Consider the following 18,884-nt stretch of genomic DNA (forward strand, 5'->3'; position numbering starts at 1 on the left):
CCAGGGAGACCGTTCATGACCGGTACCGCCGCTGCCACCACACGCCTTTGGGGCGGACGCTTCCGCAACGCCCCGGACGAAGCACTGACCACGCTGTCGCGTTCCGAGCCGAGCTACTTCGACATGGCGCCCTACGACCTCGCGGGTTCCCGCTCCCACGCCCGCGAACTGCACCGGGCAGGACTGCTCGACGACGCCGAACTGGCGACGCTGATCGAGGCCATCGACGTACTCGACGGCGAGTACGCGCGCGGGGAGGTGCGGCCGATCCCCGAGGACGAGGACGTCCACACGTTCCTGGAGCGGGTACTCAGCGAGCGGCTCGGCGCGGTCGGCGGAAAGCTGCGCGCCGGACGCTCCCGCAACGACCAGGCCGCCAACGACCTGCGGCTCTACCTCCGTGACCAGGTGCGCCACCTCGCCGACGCCGCCGCCGACCTGGAGGACGCCCTGCTCGCCCAGGCCCGGCGGCACCGCGCCACCCCGGCCCCCGGCTTCACCCACCTGCAGCCCGCCCAGCCGATCACCTTCGGCCACCAACTCCTCGCGCACACCCACGCGATCAGCCGCGACATCGACCGGCTGCGCGACTGGGACCGCCGCAGCGCACGCTCCCCGCTGGGCGCCGCGGCCCTCGCCGGATCGGCCATCGCGCTCACCCCCGAGCACGCCGCACGCGAGCTCGGATACGAGCGCACCTGCGCCAACTCCATTGACGCGGTGGCCAGTCGGGACCACGTCGCCGAGTTCCTCTTCGTCGGCTCGATGCTCGCCGTCGACGTGTCCCGGCTCGCCGAGGAGATCTGCCTCTGGGCCAGCCGCCAGTTCCGCTGGATCGCGCTCGACGACCGCTTCGCCACCGGCTCGTCGATCATGCCGCAGAAGAAGAACCCGGACATCGCCGAACTGGCCCGCGGCAAGGCCGGCCGCCTCGCCGGGAACCTGATGGGTGTCATCGGCGCGCTCAAGGGCCTCCCGCTCGCCTACAACCGGGACCTCGCGGAGGACAAGCGCGCCGCCTTCGACACCGTCGAGACCCTGCTGATGGTGCTGCCCGCGATGTCCGGGCTCGTGCGTACCTTCGTCGTCGACGAGGCCGAGCTGCGCGCGCAGGCCACCGGCGGATTCACCCTCGCCACCGAGATCGCGGACTGGCTCGCCCGCAGCGGCGTCCCGTTCAGCGAGGCCCACGAGATCACCGGCGCTGTCGTGCAGCTCTGCGAGGAGCGCGGCGTCGACCTGGAGGAGCTGAGCGACGCCGACTACGCGGGCGTCGACCCCCGCCTCACCCCCGAGGTGCGCTCCGTCCTCACCGTCGAGGCCGCGCTCGCCGCCCGCAGCGGACAGGGCGGCACCGCGCCCGCCCAGGTCGACGTGCAGATAGAGGAGTTGGAGGCGCTCATCGCCGAACAGCGCACATGGGCCGCCGCCTACCAGGGGCCCCGCGCATGAGCACGCCACCACCCCCGACCGGCACCACCGCACCCGGAGAAGAGAGTTACGTCATGTCCGAAGCAGTAGCGGAGACCTCCGCGCCCGCGGACACCGGCGACCTCGTCGCGGTGCCACGCACCCACTACGGACGCTGGATCGGCGCGCTCGTGGTCGTCGCCTTCCTGGGGTGGCTGGGCTACGCCTTCGCCCACGCGGCCATCGACTGGGGCGTCGTCAAGGAGTACCTGACGATGGGGGTGCTCCTTAAGGGGCTGCTCATCACCCTCGTCCTCACGGTCGTCGGCATGGTCCTCGGCATCGTCCTCGGTGTCCTGGTCGCCGTGATGCGCCTGTCCCGCAACCCGGTCACCTCGGGCGTCGGCTGGCTGTACGTGTGGGTGTTCCGCGGCACCCCGGTCTATCTGCAGCTGCTCGCCTGGTTCAACATCGGGCTGCTCTTCCCGTACGTGTCGCTGCCCGGCCTGGGCGGCGCCCGCACCGTCGACCTCGTCACCCCGTTCGTCGCCGCCGCGATCGGCCTCGGCCTCAACCAGGGCGCGTACACCTCCGAAGTGGTGCGCGCCGGCATCCTCTCCATCGACGAGGGACAGACCGAGGCGGCCCAGGCACTCGGCATGTCCCGTGTGCGCACCATGGGCCAGATCGTGCTGCCGCAGGCGATGCGGGTGATCCTGCCGCCGATCGGCAACGAGACCATCGGCATGCTCAAGACGACCTCGCTCGCCTCCGCCATCGGCGTCAGCGAGATCCTCTCCGAGGCGCAGCACATCTACTTCGTCAACAACCGGATCATGGAACTGCTGATCGTGTGTGCCATCTGGTACCTCGCCGCGGTCTCCGTCCTCTCGGTCGTCCAGTACTACCTGGAACGGCACTTCGCCAGGGGCAGCAGCAGCCGCGCGCTGCCCGCGACGCCCCTGCAGCGGCTGCGCAAGACCCTCCAGCAGAAGAAGGCGGTCTCCTGATGAGCGTCACCACGAGCACCGAACGCGCGCTGGTGCGGGCCGAGTCGGTGCACAAGAGCTACGGCGACCTGCAGGTCCTCAGGGGCATCGACCTGGATGTGCGGCGCGGCGAGGTGGTGTGTCTGCTCGGCCCGTCCGGATCCGGCAAGAGCACCTTCCTGCGCTGCATCAACCACCTGGAGCAGGTCAACTCGGGCCGCATCTGGGTGGGCGACGAGGTGATCGGCTACCGGCAGCAGGGCAACAAGCTGCACGAGCTGAACGAGCGCGCCATCGCCCGGCAGCGGCAGCGCATCGGCATGGTCTTCCAGCGGTTCAATCTGTTCCCGCACATGACGGCGCTGGAGAACGTGGTCGCGGCGCCCGTCGGGGTCAAGCGCGTGGCGCGCGCCGCGGCCCGTGAGCGCGCCGCCGAACTGCTGGCCCGCGTGGGCCTCAAGGACAAGGCGGACGCCTACCCGCGCCAGCTGTCCGGCGGTCAGCAGCAGCGCGTCGCCATCGCCCGCGCCCTCGCCATGGAACCCGACCTGATGCTCTTCGACGAGCCGACCTCCGCGCTCGACCCCGAGCTGGTCGGTGAGGTCCTCGAAGTGATGAAGGACCTGGCGAGCAGCGGTCTGACGATGATGGTCGTCACGCACGAGATCTCCTTCGCGCGCGAGGTCGCCGACCGCGTGGCATTCATGGACGGCGGCGAGATCCTCGAGGTCGGCCCGCCGAACGAGGTGCTCGTCGACCCGCGACACCCGCGCACGCAGTCGTTCCTGGCCCGCGTCCTGTGAGCCCCGAGTCCGCAGGAGAAGCCATGTCCCGTTCGCTCCGGGCACTCACGGCGGTCGCGGCCTGCCTCGCCGCGACGGCCGCGCTCACCGGCTGTGTCAGCACCAGCATGCCCGCGTCGGCGGCCGGCAAGGGCGGCCTGCCGCCCTCCATCACCGAGGACAAGGAGCTCAAGGTCGGCCTGTCGCCCGACTTCCCGCCGATGGAGTACCGCGACGAGAAGACCAACCGCGTGGTGGGCGTCGACGTCGACCTCGCGCGGGCGCTCGGCGCCGCGCTCGGCCTCAAGGTCACGTTCCAGGAGCAGAAGTTCGACCAGCTCATGAACTCCGTGACCACCTCCCGCGTCGACATGGTGATGTCAGGGATCTCCGACACCGTCGACCGCCAGGAGACCGTGGACTTCGTCGACTACTTCGACACCGTCGGCCGCTTCTACACACTGCCGGGCCGCGCCGACGACTTCCGTGACGGCGACGACGTGTGCGGCCGCAAGCTCGCCGTCAGCAAGACGACCGACTACTACGGCCAGGCACTCGACTACAACAAGAGGTACTGCACAGGAAAGGGCAAGCCCGCCATCCGCGTCCTGCCCACCGACTCCGGCGCCGCGGCCCGACTGCAACTGGAGCAGAAGCGCGCGGACGTCGCCATCCAGGGCGGCGAGAACCTGGCCTTCTTCGACCGCACCGAACCCGGACGGTTCAAGGCGGTCCTCGACCCGATCCCGGCGAAGCCGTTCGCCGCCGTGGTGAAGAAGGACGACAAGCCCATGGCACGGCTCGTACTCAAGGGCTTCCGGCAGATCCGGGCCGACGGCACCTACCAGCGGATCCTGAAGAAGGCCGGCATGTCCTACGGGGCAACCGCGCCCACGTTCAACCGAGTTGAGGACTGACTCATGCACACCCCTGTCGACCCGCGCCCGCCGCGCTGGCCGCACGGGCACCGCGCCGCGGTCGCCCTCGCCTTCGACCTCGACGGCCCCACCGGCGGCGCCATGCTCGACGGCTCCCTGTGGGACCGGCCCGGCTACTTCGCCCTCGGCGGCTACGGACCCCACCGGGCACTGCCCCGGCTGCTCGACCTCCTCGACGACGCCGGGGTCCCCGCCACCTTCTTCGCCCCGGCCTGGGTGGTGGAGCACTGGCCCGAGGCCTGCCGCCGCATCGTCGAGCGCGGCCACGAGGTCGCCCACCACGGCTACCGGCACGAGTGCTATTACGACCTGACCGTCGACGAACAGCACGCCGTGATCACCCGCAGCCAGCGGGTGTTCCGCGACGTCCTCGGCGTCGAGGCCACCGGCTTCCGCTCCCCGTCTGGCGACTGGCACCCCGAGACCCCGCGCGTCCTGCGCGAGCACGGCTTCCGCTACTCGAGCTCGATGCGCGGCGACGACCGCCCGTACCGGCACACCCTCGACGGCGCCACGACCGACCTCGTGGAGATACCGGCCCGCTGGGACATGGACGACTACGCCTTCCTCGCCTACCACCGCAACCCGGACTACCCCAGCGGCCAGGACCGGATCGCGAGCTACGCCCTGACCCTCGACAACTGGAAGCGCGAGTTCGACGGCTACCGGGCCGAAGGGCTCTGCCTGACGACCCTCTTCCACCCGAAGGTCTCCGGGCGGCCCGGCCGCCTGCTGATCCTGGAGGAACTCATCGCCCACATGCGCGCACACGACGACGTCTGGTTCGCGAACTGCAACGACGTGGCCGACTGGTGGATCGAGAGCGGGCAGGGAACGGAGGCGGTCGCCGCATGAACGACACCCACGGCCGGTGGCCGAACGGCGCCCGCGCCGCCGTCATGATCACCATCGACCACGATGCCGACCTCGCCCTCCTGAGCGGCTCGCCCGCCATCGCGGACCGCGGCAAGACCCTGTCCGTCGGCCGCTACGGAACCGACCGGGGCATCGACCGGCTCCTCGGACTCTTCGCCGAACTCGACGTCCCCACCACGTGGTTCGTGCCAGGACGCAACGCGGAACAGCACTCCGACGCGGTGCGCCGCATCGCGGCCGCCGGACACGAGTTGGCCTCCCACGGTGACGCGCACGAGGACTTCCAGCCCTTGACGCTCGACGAGCAGATACGCGCCGTCCACGACGGAGCCGACCGGCTGTGCCAGGTCACCGGTGCGCCCGTGCGCGGCTTCCGTACCCCTGCCGGGGAGTGGAAGCCGGGACTCGGTGCCCACTTCGCCGCATCGGGCCTCGACTGGTCCTCCTCGTCACCCGGCGACGACCTGCCCTACCTCCACCCCGGCACGGGCGGTGTCGTCGAGATCCCGGTCCAGTACGAACTGGAGGACCACCAGTACTTCTTCTTCAACCTCGAACCACCCTTCCCGACGGGCCAGTCGCGCATCGCGTCGTACGCGCACGTCCTCGGCAACTGGACGCAGGAATTCGCGGCACACCACCGCTACGGGCTGTGCTACGTGCTGCGGCTGCACCCCGAGGTGACGGGGACACCGGGCAGGATCGGGCTCGTCCGGGACCTGATCACCCACATCAAGGCCCACCCCGACGTGTGGATCACGACCGGTTCGCCGGTCGCCGACTGGTGGCGGACGAACCACCCGGACAACGACCCCGGCCACCCGGCGGACCTGTTCGCCCGGCTCCGGGCGGAACGGGAGGCCGCCGTATGACACCGAGCCCCCTTACGCGGCTCGCCAGCCTGATCACCGACACCATGTACGAGCACCTGCCGGAAGCCGCCACGCGCAAGGCGACGCTCCACCTCCTGGACACCCTCGGAGCCGGCCTCGCGGGCGCACACAGCGAGGAGACCGGGATCGCCCTCTCGGTGCTCGGCGAGGAGCGTGGCGAAGCCCCGGTGTGGGGGACGCGCGAGCGACTGACACCACGGGCGGCGGCCCTGGTGAACGGTGTCTCCAGCCACGCCTACGAGGTCGACGACACCGGTGGCTGCGACCACTCGGGCGCGGTCGTCGTGCCTGCCGCGCTGGCGGCCGCCGCCGTCGGGGCCACCCCGGTGAGCGGCGCCCGACTGCTCACCGCGATCGTCCTCGGGTACGACGTGGGCCGCCGGATGCTCGAAGCGCTCGGCGGCTATGAGGCGCACAACGGAGCCGGTTGGCACTCCACCGGAACCTGCGGCCCCTTCGGTGCGGCGGCCGCGGCAGCCCACGTCCTCGGCCTCACCGCCCGCCAGACGGAGGCGGCCCTCGGCCTGGCGTCCAGCGGCAGCGCGGGCCTTTGGGCGTTCGTCCACGACGGAGCCATGACCAAGCGGCTGCACGCGGGCCGCGCGGCAGAGAGCGGCCTGCTCGCGGCGCGGATGGCGGCGGCCGGGATGACGGGTCCTTCGGCGGTCTTCGACGACACCTGGGGCGGCGTGCTTGCCACGTACGCGGGCAAGGAGGGCGAACCGGGAGCGCTGACCGAGGAGTTGGGGCGGAACTGGAAGATCATGCGCAGTTCCCTCAAGCCGTACGCCTCGTGCCGGGGCACCCATTCATCGGTCGACGCCCTGCTCGCCATCATGGCCGACGGGAACCTGGCCGCGGACGACATCGCCACCGTCCACGTGAGCCTGAGCCCGTTCCTGCACGGCATGTGCGGTGGGCGCGAGATCGCGACGACGGCAGCGGCGCAGCTCAGCCTCCCCTGTGCGCTGGCCGCCGTCATCGCCCATGGTCATGCGGGACTTGAGGCCTACGTCGGCGACACCGTCGACCGGGCTTCATTGCTCGCCGCCATGGAGCGCGTCGAGCTCGAGGTGGACGAAGCGATGCGGGCGGAGGAGGAGCCGGTCGTCACCGTGACCAGCACCGACGGGCGACGCTGGTCGCTCCGGGTCGACGAACCCAGTGGCTCACCGGGGAACCCGCTCTCCGAAGCGGCCGTCCGGGAGAAGTTCCGTGGGCTCGCCGGCCGAGTGCTCCCTGCGGCTCGGGTCCGGGCGCTGGAGGAGGTCGTGCTCGGCCTGGCGGCGGAAGGGGATGCGCGGGCGCTGGGGGCGAACCTCGCTCCGTAGCGATCCCGCCGAACAATTCTGCGCACTCGCTGGCGCGCTGCGAAGAAGCGTGCTCAACTATGCGCACGTTCTTGCAAGTTGGTGAGCGAGTCTGCGCAGCCCGGGTGATCGCCGGGGGCCGGCGGCGCTCATGGTGGCACTTCAAGGAGGCCGGGTGAGCAGCCGCCGTGTTCTGCGGGAGACCCGCACCATCGACCCCGCGTCGATCACGGAGCAGTATCTGGACCGTGTCCTCGCCCTCCCGGAGGGCGCCGGCACGCTCCGCGTCGAGTTGGACTTCGAGAAGGTCACCGACTGCTTCCAGCTCTACGCGGCCGCCCTCGACCCCGACGGGTTCCTGCGCGGCCACGTGCAGTGCCCCGGTGATCCCGGGCCCCGCCGACTGGCCTTCGAGGTGCGGGAGGAGCGCGCCGACCTCGGGTGCCATGCAGGGCCGCTGCCCGCCGGGGAGTGGACCATCCGCATCGATCTCGACCGGTTCACGCAGGGCGGGAGCTACGAGCTGCGGGTGTATGTGGACGATGCGGATGCCGGCGCCGTCACCCCTGTAAGGCGTACGCGAGGTGAGCGGGCGGCACCGGCATCGGCTCCGCAGGCGCCCGCCACTTGGCTGCGCGGCGAGCTCCACTCGCACTCCCTGCACAGCGACGGCTCCGCCGACCCCCACGCCCTGCTGGACGCCGCCCGCGCCGCCGGGCTCGACTTCCTCGCCGTCAGCGACCACTTCACGTCCAGTCACTGGGCGGAACTCGCGCGTCTGGAGGAGCAGGGGGCCGCCGACGGGCTCGTACTCCTGCGGTCCATCGAGCTGACCTCGCACTTCGGCCACGCCAATCTGCACGGCCTGTCCCGGTGGCCCGGCACCTACGTCGACGCCGAGGGCTGGGACTTCGCCGACGCCGCCCGCGAGGTGCACGCCCAGGACGGGCTCGTGGGTGTCAACCATCCCTTCAGCGGCCGCCAGGCGTGGCGCAGGGACGACCACACCTGGGACGACGTCGACCTCCTGGAGATCGACAACTTCGGTCAGGGCGCCAACAACGACGCGGCCGTCGGGCTGTGGGACCGGCTGCTCGGCGCCGGGCACCGCATCACCGGCGTCGCCGGCACCGACTGCCACCACCCCCAGAAGCCCGAACACCGGCTCGGCCAAGTCACCACCGTCGTACGGGCGGAGCGCAGCCGCGAGGGCATCCTCGGCGCGCTGCGGGCGGGCGAGGCGTACGTGTCCCGCGGGGCCGGGCTGCGGTTGTCCGCCCGTAGCGACTCCGGCGAGTGCACGATGGGTGGGACCGTGGCCGTGTCACCGGGCGGGGCCGTCCATCTCGACGTAGAGGTCGACACGTCGCGGCCCGCCGTCCTGTTCATCCTGCGGGGCGGGCTGCTCTGGCACATGGAACCAGTGGAGGCCGGAGGGCCCGCGCGCATCCGTGTGAGCGACCCGCGCCCGCTCCCCGGCCACTACCGCGCCGAGCTGCACGCCTCCAGCGACGACCCCTACTTCTGGGCCTCGTGCAATCGCTCGCACGCCTCCTCTCTCGCCGTCTCCAACCCCGTGTGGGTCGCCGCCACGACCCGGCGGGAAGCAGAAAGGCACTCCGCATGAGATCTGTACGTGTCTGTGTCCTCGCCGTCACCGCGCTCGCCCTCACCGCATGCAGTTCCGTCGTTGGCGGGCAGAAGTCCGGTGACAGCAAGGGACTTGTCGTCTACACCTCCTCCGGGCCCGAGGTGACGGCCCCCATCGTGAAGGCCTTCGAGAAGGCCCACCCGGACATCAAGGTGACGCTCACCGCGATCTCCGGTACCGGCCCCCTGATGAGCCGTATCCAGGGCGAGAAGGCCAACCCCCTCGGTGACGTCGCGTGGGGTGGATCCATCGAGAACTACAAGGCCGTCGCGGGCAAGGGGATCTGGGCACCGGCCGAACTCGGCCAGGACAAGCACATGGTGGCCACCGACCCCAAGCACCAGTGGCACGCCACCGATCTGCTCTACCAGGCCATCGCGGTCAACACCGACCGCGTCAAGAACCCGGCCGACTACCCGAAGACGATGAAGGACCTCGCCGACCCGAAGTGGAAGAAGGAGGGCGGCATCGGCTTCGCCAACCCCCGTTCCTCCGGGACCGGTTACTCGGTTCTCGCTGCCATGGTGAGCAAGTACGGCTGGGACTACGTCGACAGGTTCCTCCCCAACGCCAAGGTCACCGACAGCAGTGACGCCATGTTCAAGGGCGTACGCAATGGCGAGTTCCCGGTGGCCTTCATCAATGAGGACCTGGGAAATGCCTGGGTGAAGGCCAAGGCGCCGCTCAAGCTGGTCTATCCGACCGACGTGGTCTCCAACCAGATCGGCGCCGCGGCCGTCATCAAGGACGCGCCCCACACCGCGAACGCGAAGACCTTCGTCGACTACCTCATGTCCGCCAAGGGACAGCAGGTCATGAGTGACGCCGTCGGGCGCCGCTCGGCCCGCACCGACCTGCCCGCCCCGTCCGGACTCGCCGAGGGCAAGAGCCTCCATCTGGCCAAGTCGCCCGAGGAGTTCGTGAGCGAACAGCCGAAGGTACTCGACACGTTCGACGCCGCGTCGGGCGCCAAGTAGCGGCGGGCCCCGGAACGTCACATGACCACGACCGACACCCCGCCCGAGGCGAAGACGGGAACCGCTGCCCGGCGGCCCCGCAGACGGCCCGGCATCTGGGTCCTCATCGCCGTCCTGCTCACCTTGCTGCTGCTCGCCATCGTCGTGCTGCCCCAACTGCGCATCGTCACAGCGGCGTTCAGTGACGGCCACGGCGGGGCGACCCTCGCGCACTTCGCGGAGTTCTTCACCACCGCCCGCTTCACCGAGGCCCTGTGGCACTCGGTGCTGGTGTCCCTCGTCGCCGGACTGCTGTCGTGCCTGGTGGGGATCCCGGCGGCGTATCTGCTCGCCCAGTACGACCTGCCGCGGCGCAGCCTCTTCCTCACCCTCGCGACGATGGCGACCGTCTCGCCACCGTTCCTCGGCGCCTACGCCTGGGTCATGCTGCTGGGGCGCGGCGGCATCCTCACCGATGTCGTCCCGCTGCCGTTCGACACCATCATCGGGCCGGGCGGCATCATCTGGGTGACCATCTGGGCCACCCAGTCGATGACGTTCCTGATCGCCTACGACACCTTCCGGTCCATCGACCCGAGCCTCGACGAGGCCGCCGCGAGCGTGGGCAGCAACCCGTGGCGCACCCGGCTGCGCATCGTCCTGCCGCTCTCCGTTCCGGCCCTCGTCACCGGCTTCTACACGGCCGCGATGAAGATCTTCGCGGACTTCGGCACCCCGCTCATCATCGGCGGCGGCTACCGCATGCTCCCGGTGCAGGTCTACAACGAGTTCCTGAGCGAGGTCAGCACCAACCCCGCCCTCGCCTCCTCCGCGAGCCTCGTCATGCTCACGGTCGCCGGAGCCACCCTCGCCGTGCAGCAGTGGGCACTGCGGCGCAGGACCTACGCGTCGGTGGGCGTGCGGACCCGGCCGCTGCAGCCGGTCGGCCGGGCCCAGAAGTACCTCATGACCGGCTGGCTCTGCCTGATCTTCTTCGTCTCCTTCGTGCCCCACCTCGTCGTCATCGGGACCAGCTTCCTGACCTGGCAGACCGGCATCCTGACCTGGACGCCCACCCTCGCCAACTACCGGCAGCTGTTCGCCGAGGACCTGGGCACCATCCTCACCAGCTTCGTCCTCGCCGGCATCGGATGCGTGCTGTGCATCCTCGTCGGCGTCCTCACCGCCTACATCACGGTGCGCCGCCGCTACCGGGTCCTCGCCCCGGCGCTCAACATCATGGTGATGATCCCGTACATCCTGCCGGGCACCGTCCTCGCCATCGGCCTCATCCTCAGCTTCAACAGCGCGCCGCTCATCCTCACCGGGACGGCGACCATCATCGTGCTCGCCTATCTGACCCGACGCCTGCCGTACTTCATGAAGTCCGTCGAGGCCGCCATGACCCAGGTGCACCCGGCCCTCGAAGAAGCCGCGATCAGTGTCGGCGCCAAGCCCCTGCGGGCGTTCCGGCAGGCGACGCTCCCCGCGATCCGGCCGGCCGTGGTCTCCGGCGGCACCGTCGCCTTCCTCCAGATGATCACCGAACTGAGCGCCACGATCATGGTCTACGCGGTCCCCTTCGTCACGATGACCGTCGTGATCTTCAACAACGCGGTGCAGCCCGGCAGCCCGTTCGGTGTCGCCTCCGCGATGACCGTCGTCCTGATGGTCAGCGTCTACGTGCCCCTGTACTTCGTCCGGCGCCGCTTCTCCGACCTCAGAACCTCGTGACGGGACTCCACCCAACATGGCCACAGACCTGCCCGCTTCCGTCGCCTCCGTGGGCGTCACCATCTCCGGTGTCCGCAAGCAGTTCCCCAAGCACCTGGCGCTGGACGGCATCGACCTGTCCGTCCCCGCCGGGTCCTTCACCACCCTGCTCGGGCCCTCCGGCTGCGGGAAGACCACGCTGCTGCGCATCCTCGCCGGGTTCGAGACGGCGACCAGCGGTACGGTGAGCTTCGGGGACCGCGACGTGGCGACCGTCCCGCCCTGGAAGCGAGACGTCGGATTCGTGTTCCAGAACTACGCGCTGTGGCCGCAGATGAGAGTGAGCGAGAATGTCGCGTACGGCCTGAAGCTCCGCAAGCTGGCCAAGGCCGAGATCGCCCGCCGCGTGCACGCGACCCTCGACCAGGTCGGCCTCGCCCAGCGCGCCGACGCCTTCCCCGGCCAGCTCTCCGGCGGCCAGCAGCAACGCGTGGCGATGGCACGGGCGTTGGCGCTGCGCCCGACCGTCCTGCTGCTCGACGAGCCGCTGTCCAACCTCGACGCGAAGATGCGCGTCGACATGCGCCACGAACTGCTCACCCTGCAACGCGAGGCCGGGATCACCGCCGTCTACGTCACCCATGACCAGGAGGAGGCGCTGGAGATGTCCGACGTCGTCGCGGTCATGAACAACGGCCGCATCGAACAGGTCGGTTCGCCCTCCGACATCTACGAGCGTCCCGCGACCTCCTTCGTGGCGTCCTTCGTCGGCCAGGTCACGCTGATCGCGGGACGGCGCACACCGACGGGCTTCGTACCCGACCTGCCGTCCGCCCGGCCGCTCGCCGAGATCGCGGAGCGCGCAGGCGGTCTCGATGACGCGCCCTGCCAACTGGCCCTGCGCCCGGAGGACCTGACCGTGGTCGAGCCCGGGCACGCCGAGTGCCACTGGGAGGGCACCCTCGAGCGCACCACGTACCACGGCAGGGGCCGCACCAGCTCGGTCCGTCTCGCCGACGGCACCCGCTGCCTGGTCGCCCATCGCGCGCCGCTGACGGCCCGCCCCGGGGACACGGTCGGAATCCGCGCGCTCGGGGGCTGCCTCGTCCCGCTCGACCGCCCCGTCAGCCCGGTTCCGGCGCAGGGCGCAGCTGCCGCAGCCACCTCTCCGTCCGGGTGAGGTGCGCGCCCGCCGCCGCTGCCGCCGCGGTGGGGTCGTGGGCGGCGAGCGCGTCGATGAGCGCCTCGTGGCCCTGGTCGCTCGCGGCACGGACCGCCGTGCCCTGCGCGGAGCCGTACACGTTGTAGTGGCGGCCCCGGGAGCGCAGGACGCCGGCGAGCGCGGCCAGGGTCTCGTTGCCGGAGGCCGCGCAGATCGTGGTGTGGAACTCGTGGTCCAGGTCGTGGAGTTCCTGCTCGTCCTCGGTCGCGCTCAGGCGCTCCTGCAGCTCCCGCAGCCGCGCGACCACCTTCCCGTCGGCGCGGGCCGCCGCCAGCGCGGCCGCCTGGCACTCCACGGCGCGCCGGGTGTCGAAGAGTTCCAGGATGCCGTCGAGGGGGAGCACGTCGACCATCGCGGCGAAGCCCGCCAGCATGTGCGCCGGACGCAGCGCGGAGACGAACGTGCCCGCGCCGTGCCGGGGTTCGAGCATCCCGAGCGCCGCGAGCGAGCGTACGGCCTCGCGCAGCGAGCCGCGTGACACCCCGAGCCGGGCGCACAGGTCGGGCTCCGGCGGCAGCTGCGCGCCCGCAGCCAGCTCACCGCTCGCGATCATCGCCCGCAGTCCCGCTGCCGCCGTGTCGGTGGCCGTCATCGTCCTGCCCCCTTTGTCCTCGCGTCTTGTCCTCGTGTCGTCCGAGGAGTCATCCGATGAATCTGGCAGGTGGTTGTGAGGAAGATTTTCAGGATTCCCAACCACCCCTGTTCAGCGGGCAATTTACCGCCTACGGTCCTGCGAGTACGACCCGACCGGACACAGTCATCGGATGACTCGCGGAGTGACATGTCTTCCCACCCCCTCGACGCCTGGGCGCTCGACCCCGACGTACGCCACCTCAACCACGGCTCCTTCGGCGCCGTGCCCCGCGTCACCCTCGACGAGCTGCGAGCACTGCGCACGGAGATGGAGACCAACCCGTGCCGCTGGTTCCGCGGACTCCCGGAGCGCGTGGCGCGGGCCCGCACCGACATCGCCCGGTATCTGCGCGTCGCCCCGGACACCCTCGCGCTCGTGCCCAACGCCAGCGCCGGGATCAGTACGGTCTTGAGCTCGCTCGAACTGCCGCCCGGCAGTGAGGTGTTGCTCACGGACCACTCCTACGGCGCCGTCACCATGGGAGTGACACGGGCCGCCGAGCGCGCGGGCGCGCGCGTACGGACCCTGCACATCCCACTCGACGCGACACCCGCGCAGATCGCCGCGCTCTTCGCCGATGCCCTCGGTGACACCGGCGCGCCGACCTCCCTCGTGGTCGTCGACCAGATCACCTCGGCCACCGCCCGCCTCTTCCCTGTCGCCGACATCGTCGCGCACGCCCACGCGGCAGGAGCCCTCGTGCTCGTCGACGGGGCGCACGCGCCGGGCATGCTCGCCGACCCCCTCGCCGACGCGGGCGAGGCCGACTTCTGGGTGGGCAACCTGCACAAGTGGCCCTGCGCGCCCCGCGGCACGGCCGCCCTCGTGTCGCGCGGCGACCGGGCGCAGCGCCTGCACCCGTTGACCGACTCCTGGGGCGCCCCCTACCCGTTCCCCGAGCGCTTCGACCAGCAGGGCACGGTGGACCTCACCCCCTGGCTCGCGGCGCCGCGCTCCCTGGACTTCATCGAGGAGCGGTTCGGCTGGGACGCCGCGCGCCGGGACATGGCCGAACTGGCGGGGGAGGCCCAGCAGTTGCTCGCGGACGCCCTGGGCGTGGACACCGGCCCGGTCGGCGGCAGCCCCGCCCCGGCCATGCGCCTCGTTCCGCTGCCCGACGGTGCGGCGTCGGACCAGGACGCCGCGCACGCGCTGGGACGCCACCTCGCCGACACGATCGGCTGCGAGACGGCCGTCACGACCTGGAACGGCCGCGGCTTCCTCCGCCTGTCCGCACACCTCTACAACGACCGCAAGGACTACGCGTACCTGGCCGACCAGCTGCCGACGGCACTGGCCGCGACCGCCTCGTAACCCACGTCCGTACCCGAAGGGCCAGTCAGCGTGCGCACCAAATCCATCGAGGCGACCCTGCGGGACGCCGAACGTCCCACGACCCGGCTCACCCGCACCCTGGGGCCGCTCCAGCTCACCATGATGGGCATCGGGGTCACGATCGGCGCGGGCATCTTCGTGCTCACCGGCACCGCGGCCGCCAACTACGCGGGTCCCGCCATCGCCCTGTCCTATCTGCTCGGCGCGCTCGCCTCCGCCCTGGTGGCGCTCTGCTACATGGAGTTCGCCTCCACCGTGCCGGTCGCGGGCAGCGCGTACACCTTCGCGTATGTCTCGCTCGGTGAGCTGGTGGCGTGGCTGATCGGCTGGGACCTGATCCTCGACATGACGATGGGTGCGGGGGCGGTGGCCAGTGGGTGGGCGCAGTACGTCGCCGACTTCCTCGCCACGTTCGGTGTGCACCTTCCGTCGTCGATCGTCGGGCCCGACGCGGTGGTCAACGTGCCGGCCGTCCTGATCATCCTCGTCCTCACCGCGATCCTGGCCTCCGGCGTCCGCACGACCGCCCGCGTGAACACGGTCATGACGCTGGTCAAACTTGTCGCGATCGTCGTGTTCCTGTGTGTCGGCGTGTTCCACATCGATGTCGCCAACTGGTCGCCCTTCATCCCCGATTCGCGCCCGCCGGGCGGTGACGGCGACTTCTGGGAGCAGCCGCTGCTGGGCTGGGCCGGCATCAGCACCAACGCCACGTTCGGCTTCGCGGGCATCCTCACCGGCGGGGCGATCGTCTTCGGCGCGTATTCCGGTTTCGACATCATGGCCAGCAACGCGGAGGAGGCCAAGCGGCCCCAACGCACGCTCCCCATCGCGCTGATGGCGACCGTGGCGGTGTGCGCCACCCTGTATGTCGCGGTGGCCCTCGTCATCACCGGCATGCGCGCGTACCCGCACCTGAACACGGGCGCCCCGGTGACGGCCGCTCTCGCCTCCGTCGGCGCGGACTGGGCGGTGCGGGTCGTCGGCATCGGCGCCATCTGCGGGCTCACCACCGTCGTCATGATCATGCTGCTCGGGCAGAGCCGGGTCTTCCTCGCGATGAGCCGCGACCGACTGCTGCCCGAGTGGTTCTCCCACGTCCACCCGGCCACGCGCAGCCCGCGCCGCATCACGTGGACGCTGGGCCTGATGGTCGCCTTCATGACGGCGGTCCTGCCCATCCAGGACCTCGCTGAACTCGGCAACATCGGCATGCTGACGTCGTTCGTGGTCGTCTGCGTCGGCGTGATGTACCTGCGCCGCACCCGCCCCGACCTGCCGCGCGGCTTCCGTACGCCGTGGGTCCCGGTCGTCCCCGTCGTGGCACTGCTCCTGTGCGTGGTCCTCGTCGGCAGCCTGCCGCTGATCACCTGGGTGCGGTTCCTGGTGTGGATGGTGGTGGGCCTGGTGATCTACGGGGTGTGGGGGCGCCGCAACAGCCGTGTCGCCTCGGGGGAGTTGTCGGACGAGGCGGTGGCGCGGTCCCCGGAGCCCGAGGAGACCCTGCGCACGTAGCCGTAGCTGTAGCTGTAGCTGTAGCCGTAGCCGTAGCTGTAGCAGCCGTCCGCCACCAGAGCCGGACATGCCGCCCGTTCCTCGCGCGCCATGTCCGGCTCTGGTGTGTCGCCGCGCGCCACCGCCGCCGACACCTCGTCACTTTGCGTGGGAACACTCACGCCATAGTTGCTGACACCCCGTCACTTTCCGCGGGAACACCACGTCACACCCCCACCCAAAGATTCGCCCTGACGCGCCCATTGACGCCCCGCTCGTGCACACGCCATGCTCCCGGCATCGCGTGTTATCGATAACACGATCTTGAGTCCGCCTGAGGGAGCCGCCCCATGACAGGCCGTCAGCCGTCCATCGGTCCAGCTCTTCCGGCCGCAAGGCCCGGCAGACGCGCCCTGCTGCGGGCGGCTGCCGCCGGTGCCGTGGCCACCGCGTCGGCGCCGCTCCTCTCGGCGTGCGGCACCGCCGCCGGGCAGCCTCCCGGCGAGGTGGCCCTGCACGGGGACAACCAGACGTGGGCGCCGCCGATCAAGGCGGCGGGGGAGGCGATGCGCAAGGTCGACGGCATCGGGCTCGTGCCCGAGGTCATCCCGTCCCTGGAGTCCTTCGAGCAGGTCGTCAAGTCCTCGCTGCGCACCAACAAGACACCGGACATGCTCAAGTACTGGTCCGGCTACCGGCTCCAGGACCTCGCCCGCACCGGCGGCATCGAGGACCTGTCGGACCACTGGGCGGGCGCCGTCCGCAAGGGCTGGGCCGACCCGGCGCTGCGGTCCGCGCTCAGTTACCGCGGCCGCGTCTACGGACTGCCGATGAACCTCGCCTACTACGTCTTCTTCTACAACCCGGAGGTCTTCCGGGCCAACGGCCTGAAGAAGCCGGAGACCTGGGACGACTTCCTGCACACCGCCGACCGCCTCAAGCGCGCGGGCATCACGCCGCTGCACGCGACGACGGCCGGCCGGTGGCCCGCGTTCATCTGGTTCCAGGAGATCCTCACCCGGCAGAACCCGCAGTTCTACGACGACCTGATGAACGGCCGCGCCCGCTACACCGACGGGCCCGCCCAACAGGCCATGCGCACCATCGCCTCCTTCGCCGACAAGGACTGGTTCACGTCACTGGACATGGACCACTCCATGGCCGCCGCGCGTGTGGTGCACGGCAAGGTCGGCATGGTGGCCTGCGGGTCCTGGCTCGGCGGGACCTTCGCCGGGGTCGGCGGCAAGCCCGGCAAGAACGTCGACGCGTTCGTGCTGCCGATGCAGAACACCCGCGTCCGCCCCGCCGTGGTCTTCGAGACCAGCGCCCTGGTGTGCACGGTCCGCGGACCCGACCGCGCGGAGGCGTTGCGGGCGGCGGGCGCGTGGACACACCCCCGGGTCATGAAGGCCTTCTCGCATGCCCTGCAGGACGGCTGCCCCAACCCGGCCGTCCCGCCCGCGAACGTGATGATCGACGGTGTCACCCGGACCGTACGCGAGACGAAGGCCCGCAAGATCAACCGCTTCTGGGAGCTGGGCCCGCCCGAACTCGTCGAGTCGACCGTCGACGACCTCGCCGCCGCCCTGATCGACCCGTCCTCGTACCGGTCGGTGCTGCGCACGATGCAGGGCCGCGCCGACGAGGCATGGCCGGTGTGGCGGGAGGCGGAGAAGGCATGACCGAGACCGTGCGTACGACCGCACCCGTCGAAGCCGCCAAGGTGACACCGCCCCGGCGCCGGATCCCCACCCGCACACCCCACCAGGCGGGTGGCGGACGGAAGGGCACGGGCCGGCTCGGTGGCCCGCTCGCCGGGGTCCCGTGGGCGCTGCCCGCCCTGCTGTTCGTGGGTGTGCTCCTCGTGTACCCGTTCCTGCGCAGCATCTACGGCAGCTTCTTCGAGGACAACGGCTTCACCAGCCACTACACCGGACTCGACAACTTCACGCGGCTCGCCGACGACCCCATCTTCGGCCGCTCGCTGCTCAACACCCTGATGTGGGTGGTGGGCACCCTGCTGCTCCCGGTCCTGGCGGGACTCGCCATCGCCGTGGCCACACACCGGATGCGCTTCGGGCTGATCGCGCAGTCCGTCATCGTGCTGCCGTACGCGGTCTCGGGCGCCGCGACCGCCGTGCTGTGGAAGTTCATCCTCACCTCGGAGGGCTCCCTCAACCAGGTCCTCGACGCCATCGGCCTCGGCTCCCTCGCCCAGCCATGGCTCCTGGAGTGGCCGCAGAACACCCTCTCCATGATCGTGGCCAGCACCTGGCAGGCCACTGGGCTCAACGTGGTCCTCTTCGCCATCGGCCTGCGCGCCATCCCGCGCGAGACCATCGAGGCGGCCGAGCTGGACGGGGCGCGGGGCTGGCGGATGTTCCGGCACATCACACTGCCCCAACTGCGGTCCGTGACCGTGGTGGTGGTCGGCATGGCCATCGTCAACAGCCTCAAGGCCTTCGACATGATCTGGGTCCTCACCCAGGGCGGCCCGGCCCGCTCCTCCGAGACCCTCGCACTGACCATGTACCGCGAGGCGTTCCGGCTCTTCCACATCGGCTACGGCTCCGCGATCGCCCTCGTCCTGTCCGTCATCGTCGTCGCCTCCTCGTGGCTGTATCTGCGCAGGCAGCTGCCCGAGACGTCCCCGCGCTGACCCGAGCCGTTCGACAAGGAGT

General features: G+C 70.6%; 17 protein-coding genes. 15 read left to right on the plus strand and 2 right to left on the minus strand.

What is annotated here, in order from left to right; all coding sequences use genetic code 11:
* The first annotated feature begins 15 nt into the window (after nucleotides 1-15).
* The 11 genes from argH (at nucleotide 16) to OHA73_RS45010 (ending at nucleotide 12,698) form a co-directional block, all read left to right on the plus strand.
* Nucleotides 16-1,452, plus strand: a complete 1,437-nt coding sequence (gene argH / locus OHA73_RS44960; protein ID WP_327658320.1) for an argininosuccinate lyase — start codon at nucleotides 16-18, stop codon at nucleotides 1,450-1,452.
* Between the two features lie 53 nt (nucleotides 1,453-1,505).
* Nucleotides 1,506-2,420: an amino acid ABC transporter permease gene (locus OHA73_RS44965; protein ID WP_327658321.1), complete on the plus strand. Its 915-nt coding sequence runs from the start codon at nucleotides 1,506-1,508 to the stop codon at nucleotides 2,418-2,420.
* A complete protein-coding gene (locus tag OHA73_RS44970) occupies nucleotides 2,420-3,202 on the plus strand; it encodes an amino acid ABC transporter ATP-binding protein (RefSeq protein ID WP_327658322.1) in 783 nt (260 codons plus the stop codon). The genes OHA73_RS44965 and OHA73_RS44970 overlap by 1 nt, the downstream gene beginning before the upstream one ends.
* A gap of 23 nt (nucleotides 3,203-3,225) precedes the next feature.
* Entirely contained in the window at nucleotides 3,226-4,098 is an 873-nt protein-coding gene (locus OHA73_RS44975; RefSeq protein WP_327658323.1) for an ABC transporter substrate-binding protein, read from the plus strand.
* 3 nt (nucleotides 4,099-4,101) lie between these two features.
* Nucleotides 4,102-4,974: a polysaccharide deacetylase family protein gene (locus tag OHA73_RS44980; protein WP_327658324.1), complete on the plus strand. Its 873-nt coding sequence runs from the start codon at nucleotides 4,102-4,104 to the stop codon at nucleotides 4,972-4,974.
* Nucleotides 4,971-5,867 carry a polysaccharide deacetylase family protein gene (locus tag OHA73_RS44985; protein ID WP_327658325.1) on the plus strand — a complete coding sequence of 299 codons (897 nt, stop codon included), beginning with the start codon at nucleotides 4,971-4,973 and terminating at the stop codon, nucleotides 5,865-5,867. The genes OHA73_RS44980 and OHA73_RS44985 overlap by 4 nt, the downstream gene beginning before the upstream one ends.
* Nucleotides 5,864-7,219 (plus strand): MmgE/PrpD family protein, encoded by a 1,356-nt coding sequence (locus OHA73_RS44990; protein ID WP_327658326.1) that lies wholly within the window; start codon nucleotides 5,864-5,866, stop codon nucleotides 7,217-7,219. The genes OHA73_RS44985 and OHA73_RS44990 overlap by 4 nt, the downstream gene beginning before the upstream one ends.
* Before the next feature lie 154 nt (nucleotides 7,220-7,373).
* Nucleotides 7,374-8,825, plus strand: a complete 1,452-nt coding sequence (locus OHA73_RS44995; protein WP_327658327.1) for a CehA/McbA family metallohydrolase — start codon at nucleotides 7,374-7,376, stop codon at nucleotides 8,823-8,825.
* A complete protein-coding gene (locus OHA73_RS45000) occupies nucleotides 8,822-9,826 on the plus strand; it encodes an extracellular solute-binding protein (protein WP_267073124.1) in 1,005 nt (334 codons plus the stop codon). The genes OHA73_RS44995 and OHA73_RS45000 overlap by 4 nt, the downstream gene beginning before the upstream one ends.
* Before the next feature lie 21 nt (nucleotides 9,827-9,847).
* Nucleotides 9,848-11,539, plus strand: a complete 1,692-nt coding sequence (locus tag OHA73_RS45005; protein WP_267073123.1) for an ABC transporter permease — start codon at nucleotides 9,848-9,850, stop codon at nucleotides 11,537-11,539.
* A gap of 16 nt (nucleotides 11,540-11,555) precedes the next feature.
* Nucleotides 11,556-12,698 carry an ABC transporter ATP-binding protein gene (locus OHA73_RS45010; RefSeq protein WP_267073122.1) on the plus strand — a complete coding sequence of 381 codons (1,143 nt, stop codon included), beginning with the start codon at nucleotides 11,556-11,558 and terminating at the stop codon, nucleotides 12,696-12,698.
* On the opposite strand, the gene OHA73_RS45015 is transcribed toward OHA73_RS45010, so the two are convergent.
* Nucleotides 12,643-13,332, minus strand: coding sequence for a FadR/GntR family transcriptional regulator (locus OHA73_RS45015; protein WP_267073121.1), 690 nt, complete (start codon nucleotides 13,330-13,332; stop codon nucleotides 12,643-12,645). The genes OHA73_RS45010 and OHA73_RS45015 overlap by 56 nt on opposite strands.
* Nucleotides 13,333-13,521: 189 nt before the next feature.
* Between OHA73_RS45015 and OHA73_RS45020 the strand changes: the two genes are divergently transcribed.
* Both OHA73_RS45020 and OHA73_RS45025 read left to right on the plus strand, forming a co-directional pair.
* A complete protein-coding gene (locus OHA73_RS45020) occupies nucleotides 13,522-14,688 on the plus strand; it encodes an aminotransferase class V-fold PLP-dependent enzyme (protein WP_267073120.1) in 1,167 nt (388 codons plus the stop codon).
* A 30-nt stretch (nucleotides 14,689-14,718) separates the two neighbouring features.
* Nucleotides 14,719-16,224, plus strand: coding sequence for an APC family permease (locus OHA73_RS45025; RefSeq protein ID WP_327658328.1), 1,506 nt, complete (start codon nucleotides 14,719-14,721; stop codon nucleotides 16,222-16,224).
* On the opposite strand, the gene OHA73_RS45030 is transcribed toward OHA73_RS45025, so the two are convergent.
* Nucleotides 16,122-16,385 (minus strand): hypothetical protein, encoded by a 264-nt coding sequence (locus OHA73_RS45030; protein ID WP_327658329.1) that lies wholly within the window; start codon nucleotides 16,383-16,385, stop codon nucleotides 16,122-16,124. The genes OHA73_RS45025 and OHA73_RS45030 overlap by 103 nt on opposite strands.
* A 168-nt stretch (nucleotides 16,386-16,553) precedes the next feature.
* On the opposite strand from OHA73_RS45030, the gene OHA73_RS45035 reads away from it, so the two are divergent.
* Together OHA73_RS45035 and OHA73_RS45040 are read left to right on the plus strand one after the other, a co-directional pair.
* The gene (locus OHA73_RS45035; protein WP_267073118.1) at nucleotides 16,554-17,885 is read left to right on the plus strand and encodes an ABC transporter substrate-binding protein; all 1,332 of its coding nucleotides are present in this window, start codon (nucleotides 16,554-16,556) and stop codon (nucleotides 17,883-17,885) included.
* Complete coding sequence (locus OHA73_RS45040) at nucleotides 17,882-18,862, plus strand: carbohydrate ABC transporter permease (protein WP_267073117.1); 981 nt, start codon at nucleotides 17,882-17,884, stop codon at nucleotides 18,860-18,862. The genes OHA73_RS45035 and OHA73_RS45040 overlap by 4 nt, the downstream gene beginning before the upstream one ends.
* The last annotated feature ends 22 nt before the right edge of the window (nucleotides 18,863-18,884 follow it).

The sequence above is a fragment of the Streptomyces sp. NBC_00483 genome (assembly GCF_036013745.1).
Taxonomy (GTDB): Bacteria; Actinomycetota; Actinomycetes; order Streptomycetales; family Streptomycetaceae; genus Streptomyces.

Bases quoted from the DNA above. Each gene is read 5' to 3' on its own strand.
- argH (WP_327658320.1), top strand. From the start codon at position 16: ATGACCGGTACCGCCGCTGCCACCACACGCCTTTGGGGCGGACGCTTC.
- OHA73_RS44965 (WP_327658321.1), top strand. From the start codon at position 1,506: ATGTCCGAAGCAGTAGCGGAGACCTCCGCGCCCGCGGACACCGGCGAC.
- OHA73_RS44970 (WP_327658322.1), top strand. From the start codon at position 2,420: ATGAGCGTCACCACGAGCACCGAACGCGCGCTGGTGCGGGCCGAGTCG.
- OHA73_RS44975 (WP_327658323.1), top strand. From the start codon at position 3,226: ATGTCCCGTTCGCTCCGGGCACTCACGGCGGTCGCGGCCTGCCTCGCC.
- OHA73_RS44980 (WP_327658324.1), top strand. From the start codon at position 4,102: ATGCACACCCCTGTCGACCCGCGCCCGCCGCGCTGGCCGCACGGGCAC.
- OHA73_RS44985 (WP_327658325.1), top strand. From the start codon at position 4,971: ATGAACGACACCCACGGCCGGTGGCCGAACGGCGCCCGCGCCGCCGTC.
- OHA73_RS44990 (WP_327658326.1), top strand. From the start codon at position 5,864: ATGACACCGAGCCCCCTTACGCGGCTCGCCAGCCTGATCACCGACACC.
- OHA73_RS45000 (WP_267073124.1), top strand. From the start codon at position 8,822: ATGAGATCTGTACGTGTCTGTGTCCTCGCCGTCACCGCGCTCGCCCTC.
- OHA73_RS45005 (WP_267073123.1), top strand. From the start codon at position 9,848: ATGACCACGACCGACACCCCGCCCGAGGCGAAGACGGGAACCGCTGCC.
- OHA73_RS45010 (WP_267073122.1), top strand. From the start codon at position 11,556: ATGGCCACAGACCTGCCCGCTTCCGTCGCCTCCGTGGGCGTCACCATC.
- OHA73_RS45015 (WP_267073121.1), bottom strand. From the start codon at position 13,332: ATGACGGCCACCGACACGGCGGCAGCGGGACTGCGGGCGATGATCGCG.
- OHA73_RS45020 (WP_267073120.1), top strand. From the start codon at position 13,522: ATGTCTTCCCACCCCCTCGACGCCTGGGCGCTCGACCCCGACGTACGC.
- OHA73_RS45035 (WP_267073118.1), top strand. From the start codon at position 16,554: ATGACAGGCCGTCAGCCGTCCATCGGTCCAGCTCTTCCGGCCGCAAGG.
- OHA73_RS45040 (WP_267073117.1), top strand. From the start codon at position 17,882: ATGACCGAGACCGTGCGTACGACCGCACCCGTCGAAGCCGCCAAGGTG.